We start from the raw sequence: 21,091 nt of genomic DNA on the forward strand, positions 1-21,091 counted from the left end.
ACGACACCGGCGTCGCGCCGGTTGATACGCGATCGAAACCCTACTGGGAGGTAGATCACGGAAGGGTTGCGACGCACCCTGCGTTAACCTTGTACGGGGCAGTTTTCGGGATTTCCGCTGCCAGAAGGTTCCGCGGCAGCTGAAGGAGAGTAAGTGTCCCGCTCAGCAATGTCCTCCGCCGATGCCATCAGCGCACGGCTCAGAGACCTCGAACTCCTGACCAAAGGCCCCGCGTGGGCCCTCACCCGCTCGGCGCCCTGGGTCATCGCGGTGCTCCAGGCATCCTTCACCCGAACGAGGCCGCAGCTTCCGCTCGAGGAGTTCCACGCCGACGTCGATGCTTTCCTGGATCAGCTCCGCAGGCAGGATCCCGGGCTGGGCGGGCAGGGGAGTGGCAAGGCTTTTGCCGACGAATGGACCCGCAAGCAGTTCCTGACCCGTCGCAGCCAGTCCGGCCAGATCGTCTACGAAGTCACCGAGGCCGCCGCGCGCGTCCTGGCATTCCTGGACAGCCTGTCCAGCGAACGGTCCACCCTCAACGGTTCCCGCCTCGGGACGCTCTTGGGCGACGTCGAAAAGCTCGCCAACGAGACGAACCCGGACCAAAGCGCCCGCTTGGAATCCCTCGAAGAGGAGATCCAGGAGCGCCAGCAACTGATCGAAGACATCAGTTCCGGCGACTTCGACGGTCTTTTGGACGATGAGGAAGCCGTGGAGGCCGCCGGGAACATCCTGGACCTTGCGGCGAGCCTGCCTGCCGACTACAAGAAGATGCGTGACCGCATCGAAGAACTGGTGGGCGAGCTCCGCAACCAGATCATCGAGGAGTCGCTCAGCAAGGGTGCCACGATGGCGCAGGTGCTGGAGGCGGATAAGCGCCTGCGGCAGAGTCCCGAAGGCCGCACGTTCCGCTCCTTCACGGCATTCCTTGAGGACCCGCAGCAACAGTTGCGCTTCCGGTCGGCGATCGGCGACGTGTTGAGCCGACAATTCGCGGATGACCTCAGCCATGAGGACCGCGAAACCCTCAAGAACCTCGTGGCGGAACTGCGTACCCAGCACAGCCAGATCCAGCGCATCTACGGCCGGCTGTCCGAAAGCCTCAACAACTACATCCAGAGCGACGACATCCGCCAGTCCGTCCGGCTCCGGCAGGTCCTGCGCGAAGCCGAACAGGCTATCCGGTCCATGCCCTACGAGCGCGACCGTCCCGGCCTGGTCCGCGGCCCGGTGTTGTTCAATGCGGGATTCGAATCGCTCGCCATGGTCAAGCTCTTCGATCCGGACGAGTTCGCTGCGCCGCCGAAGCTCGCCGACCCGATCGCCTTCAGCGATTCGGACCGGGTCCGTTCGCTGCGTTCCGCTAAGGCAAGGCCCGCCGTCGTCCGCTCTGCCATGGCGGGCGCCTCCACACTGGCCGGGGCCTGGGCGAACCTCCCGGAGGAAGAACGGCACATCAACACCGTCCGGGCACTCCTGTCCGAAGCGTTGCACGGTGGCGCGGCGTTCGACCGGGGCGCCTGGGAAAACATCGACTTCGAACAAATCGATGGCAGCACGCGCACCGCGTACCTGCCGCTCGTGACGCTGACTAAGGATTCCGATGACTGACGCCCACCCCACCGAGCATGCCCCCTCTTCGGAGCAAGGGGTGGACATAACGCAGCATGTCCGCTCCGAGACTTCCCAGGATGGACATGCGCATTCCTTCACTGGGGCGGAAGACGGACATGCTCGTCGGGATGTGCCCACCGATGGACATGTCCACCCGGACCCGTTCCGGGTCACGCCCCGCGACACGTTCGTCGACGGCGCTGCGCTGTTCCCGGGCGACACCGGCGTGCTGCCCATGAAGGTCCGGCAGGCCCTCGTGCGGCTACTCAAGGGCCCCTACGTCGACGGCGGTCGCGACGAAAAGCTCTGGACCACCCTGCTGGACAACCAAGTGATCCTCCGCAGCAGGCTTTCCGAGCTTTTCCTGAACCTGCAACTGGACCACGAGCGCAAGATCGCGGTGCTCCGACCCGTCGATCCCGAAGCCATCGGAGGAAGCACCCGTTCGAGCATCCTGCGCCAACAGCGCGCGTTGAGCCGGGTGGAAACCATCGTGCTTCTGCGCTTGAGGCTCCTCCTCGACCGCCACGTCACGGCCCAGACGGACCCTGTGATCACCCGCGAAGAAATCGCCGAACTCGTGGCGCACTACCAGCCATCCGGCCAACAAGACGCCCTCCGCGACACCGACGTCGTGAACCGCACGGTCACGAAGCTCCTGGCCCGCCAACTCCTCCTGCCCACGGGCATCGAAGACACCTTCGCGATCTCCAGGGCCCTCCCGCTAGCCCTCCCCTTCGAAAACATCGGCGACATCCCGGCCCAAATCGAAGCGCTGATCGCAGTAGCCGCCGACGAATCAGGTACGGAACCCCTGATCGAACTACCAGACGCGGACGACGACGGCGACACAAACTCGAACGGCGACGCAGAGTCCGACCCTGACCCCGACCTGGACGACACAAACGGTGACGAACTCGCCGCAGCGGTGGATGCCGGCCCGGGAGTGGCATCGGGCCTGTCGGAGCCGCGCGCTGAGCTGATCGAAGATCAGCCGCGCGGCGCAGGGGCGGGGCCGGCATCCACCGCGGAGGCTTACGCGACCACAACAGCGAAGACCACCAGTGAGGCAGCCAAGTGACCATAGCGACGATGCTTCCGATCGGCGAACTCACGAACCCGGGCCAGATGCGCCTCGCCTTGGTCCAGGTGGTCAACTGGGGCACGTTCCATGGCGCCCACACGATGCACGTGGACCGCAACGGCACCCTACTCACGGGCAATTCGGGCGTCGGCAAGTCGACGTTGTTCGATGCCATGCTGCGTGTCTTCGATGCCCGTCCGCGCTCCAACGAGGCTGCTGCACAGCGGGCCGGCGGGGCTGTGGAGGACAAGAGGACCACGTTCACGTACATGCGTGGAAAAGTGGGCGACAAAGCCGTGGGCGAGGGTTCGGCGAGTGCCTTCCAGCGACCGGGTGCCACGTGGTCCGCAGTCGCGCTGACGTTCGACAACGCGGCCGGAACCAAGACCACCATCTCGGCCCTCTTTGACCTGCCCAAGAACGGCACGGAGTCCAGCGTCGGCCGGTTCTATTTGATCGACAACAAGCCCCTGGATCTCGGCGCGATTGAGGGAATCGCGGAGAAGCGCTTCACGAAGGGCGCGTTGGAGACCATCTTCCCGGACGCCCAGATCTTCGATGTGCACAAGGCCTTCGCGGAGCGTTTCCGCCGGCTTCTCGGGATCAACTCGGACCAGGCGCTCCCGCTTTTGCGGGTGATCCAGGCCGGCAAGGGGCTGGGAGGCAGCGTCAACACGTTCTTCCGCGACCAGGTGCTCGACGCGCCGGCGACGCTTACGGCTGCGGACGACGTCGTCGAGGAATTCAGCAACCTCATGTCCATCAGGCAGCGGCTGGAGGACGTTCGCCAGCAGCGCGACCAGCTCGCCCCCGTGCCCGGGATGAACAAGGAGTATGCCCAGTCATTGCTGGAGGCCAACCGGCTCCGGGAGCTCAGCGGCGAAGAATTCGACGCGTACAAGCAGCAGCTCTCGGTCACGGTCCATGCCAGGACTTTGGCCCGTTTCAAGGAGCTTGCCCAGGCGAAAGCCAAGGAGCTCAGCACTGAACGAGGCGTCCGGGACGCGCTCGCCAGGGACCTTCGCCAGCTCGAATCGGATTACAACAACCAGGGCGGTAACGCGATTTCGGCGATCGAGCAGTCGCTCGAAAATGCCCGGGTCGGCCTCAAGCTCCGCCAGCAGGTGGAGGAAGCGGCCCGCCAAGCACTGGCCGACGCCGGACTCAACCTCGAGTGGACGGCTGAGGGTTGGGAGAAGGCCCACGAGCAGGCCGCGAGCCGCTCCGCCGAACTCAAGGACGATTCGGAGGCGCTGCGGGAACTCCGTTTCGAAGCCTTCGACGGCCACGCCACCAAGAAACGCGAGCTCGCCGCAGCCCAGCAGGAACTCGTCTCGCTGAAGACGCGCAAGTCCCTGCTGCCGCCGTCGAGCATCGAAAACCGCGCCGCAATCGCGGCAGCCACCGGCGTTCCCGAGGACCGCATGCCGTTTGGAGGCGAGCTGATCGACCTCGCCGAGGGCGAGGAACAGTGGCGGCCCGCGGCCGAGCGCGCCCTGCGGAACCTCGCCACGACGTTGCTGGTTCCGGGCGAGCACTTTGCAGCCGTCACGCGCTATCTCAACGACAACTCCGTCCGCGGCGCGCTGCGGGCAGTGGACGTCTCCAAACCGCTCGCGGGCGGCGCTTTGGCTGTGGAGGACGTGTCCGACGGCGAGCTGCTGACGAAGCTGAACATCCTCACCTTGGGGGCGAACGCCGACGCCGGTGAATGGATCCGTGAGCGGATCGCCGTCGACTTCGCCTACCCCTGCGTCGAAGACCCGGACGAGCTCGCGAAGCTGGACAAAGGCTTGAGCCTGGGCGGAGTGGTCAAGCGCAACAGGCACACCGTCGAGAAGGACGACCGCTTCACAAGCCGGCAGGACTACGTTCTCGGCTTCGACAACGCTTCCAAGCTGGAGCTCGTGGCCGCGAAGGTCGGCGAGCTCGAAAACGAGCTTCTGAAGGCCGCGGAACTTGCCCAAAGCCGCGAAGATTCCCACCAGGGCATGACGCGCCAGCTCGAAGCCTTGCGCCGCATCGCCGACGATGAGCGTGGCTGGGAACAGGTCTCCGCAGCGGTGGCCGCGGAGGAGCTCGCGAGGATCGAACAGCGGCTCAAGGACGCCTTGGCCGCGCAGGCCGACTTGGAACCCCTGCGGGCAAACATCGAGGCCGTGCGCGAAAAGCACCAGTCCTCCACAGGGTCGGCGGCGGTGTTGCAGAGCGAATACAAGACGCTCGACCAGCAGATGACCACGGCTGACGCCCTCCTGGACGCTGCACGCAACCGCCTGGACCAGGCGCCGCCGTCGGACGCTACCGCCGCTGCCCTCGAGCCGTACTTCAGCGCATTCGGCGCGGTAGGTGAGCTCCACGAACTGGACACCCTGGCTGCCGAAGTCCGGAGCAAGCTCCTGGCCGAACTGCACGCCACCGAGTCGCGCGGGCAGGCGCTGGCCGAGCGGCTGACGCGCATGTTCGAAGGATTCGTGCGCGAATGGGGCACCGCGATTTCCGCGGACCATGGCACTTCGATTGGCGCCGCGGGGGAGTTCGAGTCCCGTTACCACCAGATCGTCAGCGAAGGATTGCCCGCCCAGGAAGCCGAATTCCGGCAGTTCTTCAACCAGCGCACGCACGAATCCTTCAGCACGCTGCTCCACCTGCTCGACGAGGAACGCCGCGCCATCACCAGCCGCATCCTGCCCCTCAACGGCATCCTATCGGAGGTCAATTTCCACGAGGGGAGCTTCCTGGAACTCGACATCAAGCAGACGCTGCCCGCCACCGCAAAGCAGTTCAAGGACGCGATCCACAACGCGTTGAAGACGCGTCACTCGCGGCCGTCCCGCGCGGCGGGCGCAGCTTCGGGTGCCGGCGTTCCGCCAGAAGCGGACGACGACGTCGAACTCACCAACCGCTACAAGTCGCTCGAGACGCTGGTCAAACGGCTCGGTTCGCAGACCCCCGAGGACCGGCGTTGGCGAGCCGAAGTGCTGGATGTCCGCGGGCATCTCTTCATCCAGTGCAAGGAACACCGCTCCGTCCAAGGCCCGCGGGGTGGCAAGAAGACCGAGGTGTACATGCACGCGGACACCGGCTCGATGTCCGGTGGCGAGCGGCAGAGATTCACGGCGTTCATCATGGCCGCGGCCCTGAGCTACCAGTTGGGCATCGCCGAGCAGGGTTTCACGACCTACGGCACGGTGATGATGGATGAGGCGTTCGTCCTGGCCTCGGAGGAGTTCGCCGGTGCGGGCATCAAGGCCCTGCACGAGTTCGGTTTCCAATTGTTGTTGGCCGCGCCCGAAAACGTCATCGACCTTTCCCGGCATCTTGGTTCGGTCACCGAAATCCTGCGCGACAAACGGACCAACCGCTCCGGCGTGCTCACTGCTCCCGTCATCGGCGGCCCCGGCGTGCCCGGCGAATGGCGTTCCGAGGCCAACCCCGTGGACATCGTGCTCCGCTAGCCCCGACGCTAGCTCACGTATGTCGCGCTTCCGGCCGACGCCCGCTCACCTATGTGGGGTTTGGACGGACGCCCGCTCACTTGAGGTGAGCGAGCGTCCGCGGGGCGCCTATTTTCCTTGGACCCGCCCCAGGAACTGGGCGGTCCGGGACTGCAGTCCGGCGATTTGGCGAACGACGACGGCGGCCGGGTCCGGATTGATCTCATTCGCCGGGGGCTCCTTGCGGACGTTGGTGCAGCAACCGAATTCCGCGCAGATCAATGTCCCCACCGTGTTGCCGTCGCGACCCGATTGGCCTGCGCGTTTGGCAACCCAAAGGTAAACATCGTCTTTGGAAAACACGTCGCGGCACAGTTCGCAAAGGACCGAACGCTTCTTGCCGGAGCCTCCCTCGGGCGCGCGGAGCATGATGCCAGTGAGGGAACCCTCATTCGGAAGGACGAGATAGCCGCGCATCGGCATCTTCTCGTCGCGCCAGCCAAGGAATTCGAGGTTGTCCCAGTCTAGGGAATTGAAGTCCTTCGGGAGGTTGAGTTTGGCGGCCTCCGAGCGGCTCGCATTGATGAATGAGGAACGGATTTGCTGGGCGGTGATTTTCTGCACGGCGAAGTTCTTTCAGATCGTTTTGGGCTCCGAAGAGGAAGGACGCTGGCGTCTGGCGATCCGAGGGCGCGGCGAAGAAAGCCTTCGCGTGAATCTAGTGCGGGGGCGGTGGGTTTAGTTTCCCTTGCCGCCGAGCGGGATGGCCGACGCAGGGGGAGACGCCAAGTAGGCCGACACGGCCACCTCGCAAACCATGGCAGCGCCAACGTGTGCAGTGCGCATGCTCATCCTCTCGATCTTTACCGCGTTTACGGCCCCGGCGCAGTTCATTGAATCAACCGGCTCTGTCATCTTTGCAAAGGTCGTCCTTGGTGTCCAACAACCCCCGGGGGGCTATAGGTGAGCGGGCGTTGGGAGGCCTGGGCAGTACAAAAGTAATTACGTGATTCAAACGTTTCGTAATTATCGAAAGGGTAGGCTAGCCTTACTTAGGTTTGCATCACTTACCTAAGGAGTCCCGTGGCTTCCCGCCCCTCACGCCGTGCCCTGCTGAAGACCGCAGGTTCAGCGACGGCAGCCTTTGCCGCCGTCGCACTGTCCCTCACCGCTTGCTCAACGGGCTCAACCACCGCCGGTTCAGCCACCATGCCGGCCTCAAGCGGCCAGTTCCCGGTCACCATCAAGAACGTCTTCGGCGACACCACCATCAAGTCGCAACCGCAGCGCGTGGTGACCGTCTCGTGGGTCAATGACGATGTCGCCTTGGCTCTCGGCGTCGTACCGGTCGGGGTGCCCAAGGTCGCCTGGGGGAACAATGACAAGGGCTCCACTCCCTGGAAGGACGCAGCGCTGGAGAAGTTGGGCGCCGGCTTCGGCACCGCGAAGGCCCCGGTCCAGTTCTCCGAGGCAGACGGCATCAACTTCACTGAGGTCGCCAAGCTGGCCCCGGACGTCATCCTTGCCGCCTACTCGGGCTTGACCGAAGCCGAGTACAAGAAGCTCTCGGAAATTGCCCCCGTCGTGGCGCAGCCCGAACTCGCGTACGGCACGCCGTGGCAGGAAGCCACCACGATCATCGGCAAGGCCTTGGGTAAGAGCCCGGAGGACGCCAAGCTCGTCTCGGACACCGAGGCCACCATCAAGGCCAAGGTCTCCGCGTTCCCGCAGCTCGCCGGCAAATCCTTCATCTACGGCAACCTTGAGCCTGCGAAGGGCGACGGCGTCAACGTCTACACAGCCAACGACAACCGTCCGCGTTTCCTGTCCGAAATCGGCATGAAGCTCGCCCCCGTGGTGGAGAACGCCAGCAAGGGTTCCGAGGAGTTCTTCGTTCCGTGGTCCGCGGAAAAGGCCAACGAGCTTTCCTCGGACGTTTTCGTGACCTGGGTGCCGGATTCCAAGACCACGGACCAGATCAAGCAGGACCCCCTGCTCGGCCAGATTCCGGCGATCAAGAAAGGCGCCTTGGTTGCCGGCTCCGACAACACCCTCACTCTGGCAATCTCCGCATCCTCGCCCCTGAGCCTGCCGTGGGCACTGGACATGTTCCTGCCGCAGCTGGCCAAAGGCGCCGACGCGGCAGCCAAGTAAGCGGATCACCCGACATGACACAGAGTACGACGACGGCGGGCCCGCCTTCCGCGGACGGCCCCGCGCGCGAGTTGGCAGCTCCTGCCCCTCACAGCGACTCCAAAGGGCACGACCAGCCAGTTCGCGCGAAAGCCGCCTGGCTGGTGGCCGCCGTCGTCGTGCTTGGACTTGTGTGTGCGGCCTCGCTCGCGACCGGCGCGCGGGGCATGTCCCTTGAAACCGTGTGGCAAGCACTCACCCAGTTCAACCCCGCGGACGGCAACCATGCCGTGGTCCACACCCGCATTCCACGCACTGTGCTCGGTTTGCTGGCAGGGGCTGCCCTTGGCCTTGCCGGCGCCGCGATGCAGGGAGTTTCCCGCAACCCCCTGGCTGACCCGGGAATCATGGGCGTCAATGCCGGGGCGGCACTGGCCGTGGTCGCCGGGATCTACCTCTTCGGTATTTCGGGGGCGAGCGGCTACATCTGGTTCGCTTTCGTCGGCGCCGCCGCGGCCGCCGTCGTCGTCTATCTGATTGCGTCCCTGGGTCGTGACGGTGCGACGCCGGTGAAGCTCGCTTTGGCGGGGGCGGCGCTGAGCGCGGGGCTTTACTCGTTGACGAACGTGATCCTGGTTTCGAGCCAGGACACGCTGGACCGCTTCCGTTTCTGGCAGGTCGGTGGAATTGCCGGCACCGACTGGTCCATCGTGTTGACCGGGTTGCCGTTCCTGCTGCTTGGGGCCGTGATCGTGCTGGGCAGTGGCCGGACACTCAACAGTCTTGCCCTTGGTGACGATGTTGCGCGGGGCCTCGGCCAGAACGTGGCCCTGGCCAGGGGCGTGGCCGCGCTCGGCATCGTTCTGCTCTGCGGATCAGCCACGGCGATGGCCGGTCCCATCGGATTCGTCGGACTCGTGGTTCCGCACGCAATGCGCTTCTTCACGGGCCCGGACTACCGCTGGATCCTGCCGTTCTCGATGGTTCTCGCCCCGGCCCTCCTTCTGGTTTCGGACGTGATCGGCCGGGTGGTGCTCCTGCCCGGCGAAGTTCCCGCGGGCATCATGACGGCCATCGTCGGTGCTCCCGTCTTCGTCTGGCTCGTCCGCCGAGGCAAGGGAGTGTCGCTGTGAGCCCCCGCAACAGGACCGCACTCCTGGGCACCGGCGTCGTTGTCCTCTTCGCGGTGACCGTACTCCTTGGCAGCTACACGGTAACCGTCCCCGATTTCTTCAGGATCCTGGCGGCCCATTTGACCGGCAGCGAGAAGATCCCGGGCGCAAGCTTCATCGTCATGGAAAACAAACTGCCCCGGGCCGTGCTGGGAATCCTGATCGGCGTGGCATTCGGCCTTTCGGGCGGGCTGTTCCAGACCATGCTCCGCAACCCGCTCGCAAGCCCCGACGTCATCGGCATCACTTACGGTGCGAGTGCCGCGGCTGTCCTGGCCATTGTCGTGTTCGGCGCGTCCGGTGCCGCCGTGTCCGGTGCGGCGCTGGCTGGTGCAATCGGCGTCGCGCTCGTCATCTATGCCATGTCGCGAGGCGGCGGGGGTTCAGGTGGCGGATCGGGCGGCCGGGGCGGGAACGCGGCAGGCAACCGGCTTATCCTCGCCGGCGTCGGGATCGCCGCCGCGTTGGGGGCGGTGGTGAACTTCCTCATGACCCGGGCGGACATCCGGACTGCTTCCGAGGCCCTCATTTGGCTCAACGGTTCCTAAATTCAGCCGATTGGGAGCGCGTGGGTGTCCTCTTCGCCTCGCTCGCGGTGCTTGGTCCCGCGCTGGCCTTCCTCGCTGGTCCGTTGCGCATGCTCGAACTCGGGGACGACGCCGCGGCCGGACTGGGGATCCGGGTGCAGGCCGTGCGTTTCGGACTGGTGATCACCGCCGTCGCGCTCGCAGCAGTGGCGACGGCGGCAGCCGGGCCGGTTGCCTTCGTCGCGTTCCTTGCCGGACCGATCGCCCGGCGGATTGTCGGGCGCCCCAGCCTTCCGGCGTCCGCGTTCACGGGCGCCGTCATTGTCCTCGCCGCCGACTACGTCGCGTACAACGTGGCGCCCCTGATTCTGAGCGGCACGGTCCTGCCGGTCGGCGTGATTACCGGCGCCCTCGGCGCTCCATTCCTGTTGTGGCTCCTGGTCACGTCCAACCGAAAGGAAGCCTGACATGGCACGACTGAGCGCACGCGGCTTGACGCTCCAATACGAGCAGCGACGGGTGATCGAAGGACTCTCGACGCAGATTCCCGAAGGCAAAGTGACCATGATCGTCGGTGCCAACGCCTGCGGAAAATCGACGCTGCTCCGGGGGCTGTCCAGGCTCCTGAAGCCGAGCGCCGGCGTCGTCACTCTGGATGGCAAGGACATCCACTCCCGCCCGGCCCGCGAACTCGCCCGCACGCTCGGCCTTCTTCCGCAGCACCCTCTGGCCCCGGATGGCATCACCGTCCGCGAACTGGTGGGCCGCGGACGCTATCCGCACCAAGGGTTCTTCCGCAGCTGGAGGACTGGCGACCGGTCGGTGCATGATCTCGCCGTCCAACGCGCACTCGAGACCACTTCAACGCTTGAGCTTGCTGAACGGAACGTCGACGAACTGTCCGGCGGGCAACGCCAGAGGGTGTGGATCGCGATGGCCCTTGCCCAGGAGACGGATGTCCTGCTCCTCGACGAACCCACCACCTACCTTGACCTGGCACACCAAGTGGAGGTGCTGGATCTGGTGACCGACCTCAACCGCAGCCGCGGAACCACCGTGGCAATCGTTCTGCACGACCTCAACTTGGCAGCGCGATACGCGGACCACGTTATCGCGATGAAGGCCGGGGCGATCGTCGCCGAGGGGCGGGCGCTGGATGTGGTCACTGAAGACTTGGTCCGCGACGTTTTCGGCTTGGAGTCCCGGGTGGTTCCAGACCCAATTTCCGGCACTCCTCTCATTCTCCCGATCGGCCGGCACCACACCGCAACGCCCTCAACACCCATCGAATTGGAGTTCGCCTCATGAACGCAGACGCCGCAGTGCGAAACGCCATCACGGAGCCGATGACCCTCGCGTTCGACGTCACCGTCACCGCCGTCGAGGACCTGGGACCCAATTTCCGCCGCATCACCTTCGGGGGATATTGCCTGCGCCGTTTCGGGGTTTCGGGGGACACCCTGGACCTGCGCATCAAGCTCATGATTCCCTCGCTCGACGGCGTCGGCCGCCCCCTGCCCCTGCCTGCCTTCAATACGGGCGACGCCGGTTGGTACCGGGAATGGTTGGCGATGGACCCCACCGTGCGCGGTTCGATGCGCACCTACACTGTGCGGAACGAGAGGATTGACGCCGTCTACCCGGAGATCGACGTCGACTTCGTGATGCACTTCCATGACTGCGGCGGCACCCGCGGCTGGCCGCGCGGCGGCGTGGCGGGGTCCGACGTCGACGGCGGTTCGACTCACCCGACGGGCGGGCCCGCGGCTAATTGGGCGCTCGCCGCGAAACCGGGGGATGCGATCACGATCATCGGCCCCAACAATCGGGCAGCCCACTGCATCACGGCGGAAACTTACTCCGGCATTGAATGGCGTCCCGGCTTGGCACAGCGGGTCCTCCTTGGCGGCGACGAAACGGCGGTCCCTGCCATCAGCGCGATCCTGGAATCCTTGCCCGCGGGAATCACAGGGCATGCCTTCCTCGAAGTACCAGAGGCAGGGGATTTCCAAGACCTCGACACCGACGCCGACATCGAAATCACATGGCTCGCGCGCGGCGCGGCGCTCGGCCGTGCACGCCCCCATGGCGAGTTGCTGAAGAGCGCCGTCCGCGGAGCCGTACCCGTCCCCGGTTGGGTGGGCATCGTCCCGCTCGATGGCGCCGCAGGGCCCGAGCCCGAAGACGTCAATGTGGACCAGGACATCTTGTGGGAGACCCCGCTGCGCATGGACACGGCCGCGATCGAAGCGAGCCGCAACCCGGGCCTTCCCGCCGGCGCCTCGCCGTTCTATGCCTGGATCGCAGGCGAGGCAGGGGTCATCAAGGAGCTCCGCCGGTATCTCGTCCGGGATGTGGGGATCGACCGGAAACAGGTGGCATTCATGGGCTACTGGCGCAAGGGGAAAGCCGAACTCTAGCCCGCCCCTGGCGACGCCCGCTCACATATATCGTCACTTTCCCTGACGCTCGCTCACGTATACGGCCAAAAGCCGGAACGCCCGCTCACCTCATGTGAGCGGGCGTTCGGTCAAAATGCCCCATAGGTGAGCGGGCGTCGAATTAACCTGGGCTTTGCCGGCGGGCAACCAGGCGGGGCTACGCTGGCGGGGTGGCTGGGAACGTGCTTGATGCTGACCAGAACGGACGACGGCGGTTTGTTGCCTTGGGCGATTCCTTCACCGAAGGCGTGGGGGACCGGAACGAGGGCCTGCCGAACGGCGTCCGGGGCTGGGCCGACCGCGTTGCCGAGAAGCTGGCCAAGGCCGAACCTGGCTGGGAGTATGCGAATCTTGCCGTGCGGAGCAAGCGCCTCCGCCATATTGTCGACGAGCAACTGGACCGCGCCTTGGCCATGGAACCCACGCTCATCACGCTTTACGCGGGCGGCAACGACATCCTGGATTTCGGCACCGACATGGACATCCTCATGGCCGAGTACGAAAGGCTCGTGGCGCGCCTTGCAGCCACGGGAGCAACGTTGGTCCTGTTCACGGGGTACGACGTCAAGGTCTCGGCCGTGCTGGAACCGTTCAAGAAGCGGAACGCCCTCTACAACGAACGCGTCCGCGAACTGGCCGCCAAGTACGGGGCCGTGCTGGTGGATTATTGGTGCCTTGACGCCTACCACGACCGCCGGATGTGGGCCTCGGACCGTCTCCACATGTCGAAAGCCGGACACAAATACATGGCGTCGCAGGTCCTGGATCACCTCGGCGTCCCGCACAAGTTCTCTCCCAAGGACTGGGAGCCACCACAGCGCCTCAAGCTGCGCGATTGGGAACGCCGACAACGTCGCTGGGTGAACGATTGGGTCCTGCCCTTGTTCGGCCGGAAGCTTCGCGGCGTCACGCTTGGGGACAGCCTTGGCCCGCGCTGGCCGGAGCCCGTGAAGGTGCCGAGGAAGGCCGGGCTGCGGAAGGTCGCGGAGCGCCAAGCCGCAGCGGCGGCCACCGACTCTGGAAGCCAGGCAACAGGAAGAGCCCACAACGGGGGGACATGACCATGGCTACGCATACGCCGCTTCGATTCGTCGCCGTCGGAGATTCCTTCACCGAAGGCGTCGGCGACGTAGACCTTCGCCTTCCCAACGATTGCCGGGGCTGGGCCGATCGCGTGGCAGAGGAACTGGCCAGGCACCAGCCGCAGGCACAGTACGCCAACCTTGCCCTCCGCGGCCGGCGGCTCACGCCGATCGTGGTTGAACAACTTGAGCCGGCGCTCGCGATGGCTCCCACTTTGGTCAGCTTCCATGCCGGCGGCAACGATCTCCTCGGTGCACGGCTGGACATGCGCCTACTGGTCCGTGGTTTCGAGGCCGCCGTTGCCAGGATCGCGCAAAGTGGTGCCCGGGTCGTGCTGTTCACCGAATACAACGTGCCGCTCTCGCCCGTTCTGGAGCCGCTTAAGCTGCGCACGGCCGTTTTCAACAAGCACATCCGGCGCATTTCGGCAGCCTACGGAACGCTTCTGGTGGACCATTGGTGCTTCGAAAACTATCAGGACCGCCGTATGTGGGCTCCGGACAGGCTGCATATGTCCGGTATAGGACACCGCTACATGGCCAAGAAAGTCCTGGAAGTCCTGGGCGCCACGCACTCGCTCGAGTCACCGGTACTCGGGCCGCTGCAACCGCGGAGCCGCGCCGGGATCATGGCCGACGACGCCGCGTGGCTCAGGCGCGATGTCGCACCCTGGCTTTCGCGTCGCTTCAGGGGAGTTTCGAGCGGGGATCATCTGAGCGCCCGCTGGCCGGCCCTGATGCCCGTTGTCTTGCCGGAGCGACTGGGGACGTCCCGTCAATCAGTCAGGCTTTGAAATGGTCAAGCGTCACGCCTGACAACTTTGGCTGCGGACGGGCATCTAGTCCAGCAGGTTTTCGAACCCTGCGGATGCGGAGGTCACCGTGAATTCGATGATTTCGAAGTCCGCTACCCCGTTGACGTAGAACGGATCCGTCGCCAGCGAAGCGTCCAGCGTTGTGCGATCGACGTTGGACAGCAGCACGCCCCCGATGGCTGGAACACGACGACCGGACGCGAGGAACGTGCCGGCGTCGAACGCTTCTTTGACCCAATCCATGTGTGCCGGGCGGTGGAAATCGACGATCTCGTCGGGAACTTTGTAGGTCAGAGAGACGACGAACATGCCGCCCAGCCTACAACGCGGAGGACGGCCACAAGGGGCCGCCCTCCGAAAATGAACTACGGCAGGAGCTTGACTGCGGAGTTCCAGTTGTAGTCGGGGTGGGCTTCGCTGATCTGCAGGGTCATGACGAGCAGCTGGAAGGCTTCGAGCTCACGCGAGCGGCGCAGCGGTCCGACGTTCACCGGACGCAGCCCGGCGCCTTTGACGAAGTCGACGACGGCGCCCGTCGCCTCGGCGTCGTCGCCCGCCACGAGTACGTCGAGGGTCTGGCCGTCCACTTCGCCCTCCGCGAGCGTGGCGGCGAAGACGGTGTTGAATGCCTTGACGACCGAGGCGCCGGGCACCAAGGCCTGTAGTTCTTCGGCGGCCGAAGTTCCGGCGGGAACGGTGAGGGAATCGAAGGTCTCGAAGTTCACGGGGTTGGAGATGTCCACGATCGTCTTGCCGTTGAGCGCTGAGCCGTAGGAAGAAAGGACTTCTTTGGAGGCCCCGAACGGCGTAGCCAGCACCACGATGCTGCCTTCCACCGGAGATCCCGTGATGCCGGAGGTTCCGTTGACCGTCGCCGCAAGCGCGGCAGCGGAGCCGGCGTTGCGGCTGAGGATCTGGACGCTCTTGCCTGCTGTGGCAGCGCGGGCCGCGATGCCGGACGCCATGTTGCCCGTGCCGATGATGGTGATGTCAGTCATTATCTTTTCCTTCGCGTGAGTCCTGCGGATTCATTTACTTGAAGCTTCAACTAAAACAATAATGAGCTTGAGTTGAAGTGTCAAGTATTTATTTCCTTCTAAGATGAATCCATGACCGAACCGCGCTGGCTCAATGCCGACGAACGCCGTGCCTGGCTGGCCCTCCTGAGCATCAACACCCTTCTGCCCGCAGCTTTGGATACACAACTGCAAGCGGCCGGCAAATTGTCGCTGTTCGACTACAACGTGCTTGCGATGCTGTCCGAAGCGGATGGGCGTTTCCTGCCGATGAGTGAGCTTGCCGCCCGCACCAGCGCTTCCCTGTCGAGGTTGTCGCACGTCGTGACCAAGCTCCAAAGACGCGGTTGGGTGGAACGCGAGGCCCATCCGGGCGACGCCCGTGTCACCGTGGCGCACCTGACCGAGTCCGGGATGGACACCATCGTGTCCCTCGCCCCGGGTCATGTGGACGCGGTCCGCGCCTTGATGTTGGACGCCATGACCGACGACGACGTTGCGGACCTCGCGCGGATCGCAGAGAAAATCGTGGCCAGGTTGGACGACGATCACTGGATCCTGCGCGAACGCTAAGCCGCGGCTGGCGGGACCAGCGACCGCGGCTGCTGAGCGTGACGGCCGCCCCGCACTGATGAAAGACTGGCGCCATGGATTTTTCTGCCCGGTATGTGGCATTGGGTGACTCGTTCACCGAAGGACTTGGCGACGCCGACCCCTCGCGCCCCAACGGAGTCAGGGGATGGGCGGACCTCGTCGCCCACCAATTGGCCCAAAGCAACGACGATTTCGGCTACGCCAACCTGGCCATCCGGGGCAAGAAGCTCCGGCAAGTCATGACAGAGCAGGTGGATGCCGCCGTCGCGCTTCAACCGACGCTGGTGACCCTGTATGCGGGAGCGAACGACATCTTCCGCCCCAAAGTCGATATCGACAGGCTGATGGAGGACTACGAGGCCGGCATCGGGAAGCTCAGTGCCACCGGCGCTACGTTGCTTCTCTTCACCGGCTTCGATGCCCGCAGTTCCAAGGTTTTCGGCACCATGCGCGGACGCACCGCGATTTACAACGAACTGCTGCGGGAAATCGCGGAAAACCACGGGGCGCTGGTGGTGGATTATTGGCGCTTCAGCGAGTATCACGACTGGCACATGTGGGCGCAGGACCGGATGCACATGTCCACTGCCGGTCACATCAACATGGCCAACCGGGTGCTGGCCGTCTTGGAGCACGAAGGTTCCCTCGAGGTCCCGCCGCCGGTCCCGCAACCCCAGCTCGCGCGGGTGGAAGCGTTGCGGGCCAACGCGCGTTGGGCCCGTGAACATGCCGCCCCGTGGGTCGTCCGCCGCGTTACGGGCAAGTCGTCAGGTGATGGCCTGAGCCCGAAGTACCCGCAGCTCACCCGGCCGTAGCGAGGTTCCGGAAACCCGGGGTGGCGAGCAACCCGCCGTCGTTCTTCACCGCGAGCACGTCCACGTCCCAGTGTGAGGTGGCCAGCGCCAGGGTTGCGGCGCCGCCCGCCATGATGGCGGTGGCCAGGACGTCGGCCGTGATGATGTCTGCGGCTGCCACGGAAACCTGGCGGAACCCCTCGTTCGGCGCCGCTTGGAGGCCCGCGGACCAAATGTGGTGGCCGCGTTCGCTCGTTCCCGAGGTCGCCAGCGCGTGCTTGCCGGCGTTGCCGAGCGGAAACGCGGTCAGGAGCGTCGACCGGTTCTCCGGGTCGATAATCCCCGCCAGCCACGGCCGCGCACTGCCCGGCGTCGGCGAACCGTCCACCAGGACGTCCCCGCCCGCGTTGAGGCACCAATCCTTCAAGCCGAGCGCGAGCAGCGACGTTCCAGCTTCCCGTATGGCGTGTGCCTTGACGATCCCGGACAAGTCCACGACGCCGTCGGGCCGTTCCGCCGTGAACGCGCCATCGGTGAGGGTGCGCCATTCGCTCGCCTCGACGTACAGACGGCGCATGTCCGGGGCGGCGTCCCTCAGGGCCAGCTCGCCCCGCGCCAACGCGCTCGCCTCCGAGTCGGGGCGGTAGAGACTAAATGTCCGATCCAGCCTTTTGAACAACTGCTCGACGACGGCGGTGGCCGCCTCGAGCTCTTCCACCGAAGCTTGGGGAGCCGTCCCTGGAGCGGCGGGGATGGCCAGGCTCACCACGGTGCCCATGCTGGTGAACGTACGGGAACGAAGGCGGGGTTCCGCGCTGCCCAGTCCGGGCTCGCTTGGCTTAGAAGTGGGCTGCATCGAGGGCCGCCTGGAGGGATGTCAAATATGCCTCGCTGGTATAAGTGGCCCCGCCGATGGTCTGCACGTTCGCGGACTGGGCGCTCAGGACTTCGGAGCGGAGCAGGGGTGCTGCCCTGGCGCTGATCTGGACGGATCGTTGCTCCTGGTCGGTCAGATGCAGGGCTGTGACATCGGTGATCACGCCGGCCTTGATGGTTACCTGGACCTGGACTGTTCCGAAACGGGTCTCCACCGCCGTGCCTGCGTAGGTGCCGCCCGCTTTGGCCGAGGCTCCCAGGGTGGAAGTGGAACTGGAGCCCGTAGTGGAACCGGTGCCGGCCCCGGTTCCCGAGGACCCGGGCGTGCTGCTCCCGGTGGTTCCATTCGCCGTCGAGCCCGTACCTGAAGCGGTCCCACCGGTGGTTCCCGCCGCGGACGTCGTGACGGTGGAGGCGTTGGATGCCGTCACCTGTGTGCCCGCCTGCCAGCCGACCACGAGGATTGCGGCCGATGCCAGCACTGCTGAAATTCCTGCCCTGAGTCTCACCAGTCAAACCTTTCGTAGTGGAGTTGTTCCTCCCGGACGCCGGAGCTTTTTGCTTCGGCTAGTACCTCGCCGGCCCATGCCGTCGGGCCGCAAACGTAAACATCAGCGTCCGCTATGTCCGGCACAAAGTCCCGCAGACTCGAGGAGCCGGCAGAGGCAGGCAGCCAGGCGCTGTGGGGATGGCCGGACCGCGGACCCGTCAGGTGGAACAGGGTCGCGCCACGCTTCCGGCACAGTTCCATGATCTCGTCTCCGAGGAACAGTTCCTCCGCGCTACTGCCGCGCAGCAGGACTGTCGCCTGGCCTGGCGCGAAGGGAGTTGATTCCAAGAGCGCCCGGAGGGGCGTAATCCCGATTCCCGCACCGATCATCACGACGCGGTCCCTGCTTCGCGCTGCCGTGCTGAAAACCCCGTATGGTCCTTCGATCGCTACTTTCGTCCCCGGCTTGAGGGAGCCGAGGCGGGCCGAACCGGTCCCCAGGTTCCGAACAGTGATCCGCAACATCGGCTGCCTCGATGACTTTCCGGTTTGCGGTTCTGCCGACAAGCTGAACGGATGCGCCTGCCACCACATGCCGGGAGCGAGGAAGCGCCATACGAAGAACCGGCCACCGCTACCCGACAATTCGTTCAATCGCAGCCCGGTCATTTCGATGCTCACGACGTCGGGGGACACCCGCACTACGCGGCGCACCGTCAGTTGGTGCCGGTAGGTGGCTATTACCGGTTGGGCAATGCGGTACCAAACCAGCGCCGCGCCCGTTCCTGTGCAAAGCAGGAGCCAGTACCAGCGCTGCCAAGTGCCTTCGGCGAACAGGCCGCCCACGCTGAATTGGTGCGGGATTGCCGTCGCTACCGCAAGGTAGGTGAGCAGATGAACGAAATACCAGAATTCGTAGGGAAAACGGCGCCGCACAGCCACCAGCGAAGTGACCACCACGGCAATGAACAACGCCATGGAGACGAACGCCAGCCACATATCGGGTACCAAGACCCACAGGGAAACGGCCTCGCTGACGGGATTCAGGCCCTCGGCCATGCCGTAGCCGGTGGCAAGGAGAAGTCCATGTGCCAACAGCAAGTACAGCGCCGGCTTGCCTAGCTTTCGGTGGAATTCCAGTGCCCTGTCATGCCCGACTGCGCCGTCCACGAAAGGGAGGCGTGCCGCGAGCAGAAGCATCAGAATGACCAGGTCCATGCCGGCGAGTCCGGCCACGATCCCGACGGCGGTGACCGCCTGGGTGAGGTTGCCGACGGTCGACACTCCGCCGTCGGCGAGCCACAACGCCAGCGCCGCCGCAAGGGATGCCCAAAGCGCGACCGTGAGCATGTCCGCCCGGCGCATGCGCCGGCGATGTTGCGCCGCGAACCGTCCCTTAGCGGGATTGCGACGCGGTGACGTTTGAGGACGACGGCCTGGCGGTGTATCCACGCGTTGGCCCGGGGAGGCGAGGAGTTGTGAGTTCATGCCTCAAGATTGAATGCTCAACCTTTCGTTCTCCTGTGAAGGGGCTAGCCCCCGCTTATGACTTGTGGCCTGGTTCTTATACACCCGATTGGTCTTAATTTCCCCCAGCCCCTAGACTTATTAGGCGCTAGGTGGCGCGGAGCGTGTGCAATTGCTCCGGTTGGCGGTGACTGTTGGCAACAACAGGAGATCCGCGGGCCGGTAGTTAGGGGCTCAAGTTGCGTGCATTCCAGTATTCGCCCAGTATTCCGGCCTGTTGTCCGGACCCACTACCTTCGCCGCAGCGGTGATCATTGGCTGGTTTCAGTCGAGCGATACGAGCTGCGGGAACTACCGAAAACGGTGTGGACTGGCTGCGGACGTCGCCTATTGCACGGGAAGCAGGAACTCTGCTGGCCGTTTCATTTTATTTTTTAGGAGAGTCGTCATGGCAGCAAACTGCCAGGTGACCGGAGCCGAGCCGGGCTTTGGACACAGCATTTCGCACTCGCACCGCCGCAACAAGCGTCGGTTCGACCCCAACATCCAGAAGAAGCGCTACTGGGTTCCGTCCCTGCGCCGTAATGTCACGCTGACCCTGTCGGCCAAGGGCATCAAGACCATCGACGTTCGCGGCATCGACGCAGTCGTCGCCGAAGTTCTGGCTCGTGGGGTGAAGCTCTAGTGGCAAAAGACAAGGACGTACGTCCGATCATCAAGCTGAAGTCCACTGCGGGAACCGGTTACACCTACGTAACCCGCAAGAACCGTCGTAACGACCCGGACCGTCTGGTCCTGAAGAAGTACGACCCCAAGATCCGCCAGCACGTCGAATTCCGAGAGGAGCGCTAAACATGGCTAAGAAGTCCAAGATTGCTCGCAACGAGCAGCGCAAGGTCATCGTTGAGCGTTACGCTGCCAAGCGTCTCGAACTGAAGAAGACCCTGGTTGACGCCAACGCGACTGACGAAGCACGCGAAGAGGCTCGCCTCGGCCTGCAGAAGCTGCCCCGCAACGCCTCCCCGATCCGTCTGCGTAACCGCGACATCATCGACGGCCGCCCGCGCGGTACCTTCCAGAAGTTCGGTATCTCCCGTGTTCGCTTCCGCGACATGGCTCACCGCGGTGAGCTCCCGGGCATCACCAAGTCTTCCTGGTAATCCAGAAGCACTAGAAGGGCCGGCAACCGCTTGGTTGCCGGCCCTTCTTGCGTTTAAGGCGGCGGTCTTGTGGCTTCGCGATTAAGTGGTGCAGGACACAGTGTTGAATTACGACGCCGGCGGCTTCTTTTTGCGCGGAAACCGCCGTTTTGTCCCGGATTACCGCGGTTCTTGCTCGCCTGAGGCGTGATTTGCGTGGGGTCTTGGGGGTGTGTAGAGTAGATCGGGTCGCCGCCGCTGATGCGGAAAGATAGCGACCGACCCCCTCTGATAAACGGCCTGGAGATGGCGTGCTGATTAGCGTGCTGTGGATGGGTGGGGACCCTTGTTGAGCAGTGAATCGCGGAAACGCCGATTTGCTTGATGCTGGCAGTTCGGGTAAGTTTGGG

General features: G+C 64.7%; 19 protein-coding genes and 2 pseudogenes. 15 read left to right on the plus strand and 6 right to left on the minus strand.

Going from position 1 to position 21,091, the window contains the following annotated elements; translation table 11 throughout:
* The first annotated feature begins 153 nt into the window (after positions 1–153).
* The 3 genes and pseudogenes from KNN17_RS18295 (at position 154) to KNN17_RS18305 (ending at position 6,156) form a co-directional block, all read left to right on the plus strand.
* Positions 154–1,611 (plus strand): DUF3375 family protein, encoded by a 1,458-nt coding sequence (locus KNN17_RS18295; RefSeq protein ID WP_241710330.1) that lies wholly within the window; start codon positions 154–156, stop codon positions 1,609–1,611.
* Positions 1,604–2,485, plus strand: a pseudogene (locus tag KNN17_RS18300) (DUF4194 domain-containing protein); the annotation flags it as partial. The gene KNN17_RS18295 and the pseudogene KNN17_RS18300, both read left to right, overlap by 8 nt.
* A gap of 206 nt (positions 2,486–2,691) precedes the next feature.
* On the plus strand, positions 2,692–6,156 hold the full coding sequence (locus KNN17_RS18305) for an ATP-binding protein (protein ID WP_241710331.1): 3,465 nt from the start codon (positions 2,692–2,694) through the stop codon (positions 6,154–6,156).
* Between the two features lie 108 nt (positions 6,157–6,264).
* Here KNN17_RS18305 and KNN17_RS18310 read toward each other — a convergent pair whose 3' ends face one another.
* Positions 6,265–6,759, minus strand: a complete 495-nt coding sequence (locus KNN17_RS18310) for an FBP domain-containing protein (RefSeq protein WP_241710332.1) — start codon at positions 6,757–6,759, stop codon at positions 6,265–6,267.
* Between the two features lie 459 nt (positions 6,760–7,218).
* On the opposite strand from KNN17_RS18310, the gene KNN17_RS18315 reads away from it, so the two are divergent.
* The 7 genes and pseudogenes from KNN17_RS18315 to KNN17_RS18345 all read left to right on the plus strand — a co-directional run bounded on the left by KNN17_RS18315 (position 7,219) and on the right by KNN17_RS18345 (position 14,284).
* Positions 7,219–8,289, plus strand: coding sequence for an ABC transporter substrate-binding protein (locus KNN17_RS18315; RefSeq protein WP_241710333.1), 1,071 nt, complete (start codon positions 7,219–7,221; stop codon positions 8,287–8,289).
* A 14-nt stretch (positions 8,290–8,303) separates the two neighbouring features.
* On the plus strand, positions 8,304–9,401 hold the full coding sequence (locus tag KNN17_RS18320) for a FecCD family ABC transporter permease (protein WP_241710334.1): 1,098 nt from the start codon (positions 8,304–8,306) through the stop codon (positions 9,399–9,401).
* A pseudogene (locus KNN17_RS18325) lies at positions 9,398–10,434 on the plus strand (FecCD family ABC transporter permease). The gene KNN17_RS18320 and the pseudogene KNN17_RS18325 overlap by 4 nt, the downstream one beginning before the upstream one ends.
* A gap of 1 nt (position 10,435) precedes the next feature.
* Entirely contained in the window at positions 10,436–11,275 is an 840-nt protein-coding gene (locus KNN17_RS18330) for an ABC transporter ATP-binding protein (protein WP_241710335.1), read from the plus strand.
* Complete coding sequence (locus tag KNN17_RS18335; RefSeq protein WP_241710336.1) at positions 11,272–12,387, plus strand: siderophore-interacting protein; 1,116 nt, start codon at positions 11,272–11,274, stop codon at positions 12,385–12,387. The genes KNN17_RS18330 and KNN17_RS18335 overlap by 4 nt, the downstream gene beginning before the upstream one ends.
* A 191-nt stretch (positions 12,388–12,578) precedes the next feature.
* The gene (locus tag KNN17_RS18340) at positions 12,579–13,469 is read left to right on the plus strand and encodes an SGNH/GDSL hydrolase family protein (protein ID WP_241710337.1); all 891 of its coding nucleotides are present in this window, start codon (positions 12,579–12,581) and stop codon (positions 13,467–13,469) included.
* A 2-nt stretch (positions 13,470–13,471) separates the two neighbouring features.
* Positions 13,472–14,284 (plus strand): SGNH/GDSL hydrolase family protein, encoded by an 813-nt coding sequence (locus KNN17_RS18345; RefSeq protein ID WP_241710338.1) that lies wholly within the window; start codon positions 13,472–13,474, stop codon positions 14,282–14,284.
* A 45-nt stretch (positions 14,285–14,329) separates the two neighbouring features.
* Here the strand turns inward: KNN17_RS18345 and KNN17_RS18350 are convergent, their stop codons facing one another.
* Together KNN17_RS18350 and KNN17_RS18355 are read right to left on the minus strand one after the other, a co-directional pair.
* Positions 14,330–14,614, minus strand: a complete 285-nt coding sequence (locus KNN17_RS18350; RefSeq protein ID WP_241710339.1) for a YciI family protein — start codon at positions 14,612–14,614, stop codon at positions 14,330–14,332.
* A 56-nt stretch (positions 14,615–14,670) separates the two neighbouring features.
* A complete protein-coding gene (locus KNN17_RS18355) occupies positions 14,671–15,303 on the minus strand; it encodes an NADPH-dependent F420 reductase (RefSeq protein ID WP_241710340.1) in 633 nt (210 codons plus the stop codon).
* A gap of 111 nt (positions 15,304–15,414) precedes the next feature.
* Between KNN17_RS18355 and KNN17_RS18360 the strand changes: the two genes are divergently transcribed.
* Together KNN17_RS18360 and KNN17_RS18365 are read left to right on the plus strand one after the other, a co-directional pair.
* The gene (locus KNN17_RS18360) at positions 15,415–15,894 is read left to right on the plus strand and encodes a MarR family winged helix-turn-helix transcriptional regulator (protein ID WP_078107321.1); all 480 of its coding nucleotides are present in this window, start codon (positions 15,415–15,417) and stop codon (positions 15,892–15,894) included.
* Between the two features lie 74 nt (positions 15,895–15,968).
* Complete coding sequence (locus KNN17_RS18365) at positions 15,969–16,730, plus strand: SGNH/GDSL hydrolase family protein (protein ID WP_241710341.1); 762 nt, start codon at positions 15,969–15,971, stop codon at positions 16,728–16,730.
* Here the strand turns inward: KNN17_RS18365 and KNN17_RS18370 are convergent.
* From KNN17_RS18370 to KNN17_RS18380, 3 genes are read right to left on the minus strand one after another with little or no spacing between them, the layout of a single operon-like run.
* The gene (locus KNN17_RS18370) at positions 16,717–17,565 is read right to left on the minus strand and encodes an FAD:protein FMN transferase (RefSeq protein WP_308196844.1); all 849 of its coding nucleotides are present in this window, start codon (positions 17,563–17,565) and stop codon (positions 16,717–16,719) included. The genes KNN17_RS18365 and KNN17_RS18370 overlap by 14 nt on opposite strands.
* The gene (locus tag KNN17_RS18375) at positions 17,549–18,094 is read right to left on the minus strand and encodes an FMN-binding protein (RefSeq protein WP_241710342.1); all 546 of its coding nucleotides are present in this window, start codon (positions 18,092–18,094) and stop codon (positions 17,549–17,551) included. The genes KNN17_RS18370 and KNN17_RS18375 overlap by 17 nt, the downstream gene beginning before the upstream one ends.
* Positions 18,091–19,563: a ferredoxin reductase family protein gene (locus KNN17_RS18380; RefSeq protein WP_241710343.1), complete on the minus strand. Its 1,473-nt coding sequence runs from the start codon at positions 19,561–19,563 to the stop codon at positions 18,091–18,093. The genes KNN17_RS18375 and KNN17_RS18380 overlap by 4 nt, the downstream gene beginning before the upstream one ends.
* Positions 19,564–19,990: 427 nt before the next feature.
* Here KNN17_RS18380 and rpmB point away from each other — a divergent pair, with 427 nt between their 5' ends.
* The 3 genes from rpmB to rpsN are packed head-to-tail and all read left to right on the plus strand — an operon-like array spanning position 19,991 to position 20,702.
* Complete coding sequence (gene rpmB, locus KNN17_RS18385) at positions 19,991–20,227, plus strand: 50S ribosomal protein L28 (RefSeq protein ID WP_078107326.1); 237 nt, start codon at positions 19,991–19,993, stop codon at positions 20,225–20,227.
* Positions 20,227–20,394, plus strand: coding sequence for a 50S ribosomal protein L33 (gene rpmG / locus KNN17_RS18390; protein ID WP_003798558.1), 168 nt, complete (start codon positions 20,227–20,229; stop codon positions 20,392–20,394). The genes rpmB and rpmG overlap by 1 nt, the downstream gene beginning before the upstream one ends.
* Before the next feature lie 2 nt (positions 20,395–20,396).
* Positions 20,397–20,702 carry a 30S ribosomal protein S14 gene (gene rpsN, locus KNN17_RS18395; RefSeq protein ID WP_028267656.1) on the plus strand — a complete coding sequence of 102 codons (306 nt, stop codon included), beginning with the start codon at positions 20,397–20,399 and terminating at the stop codon, positions 20,700–20,702.
* Positions 20,703–21,091 lie beyond the last annotated feature (389 nt).

Source organism: Arthrobacter bambusae (assembly GCF_022606295.1).
Taxonomy (GTDB): Bacteria; Actinomycetota; Actinomycetes; order Actinomycetales; family Micrococcaceae; genus Arthrobacter; species Arthrobacter bambusae_A.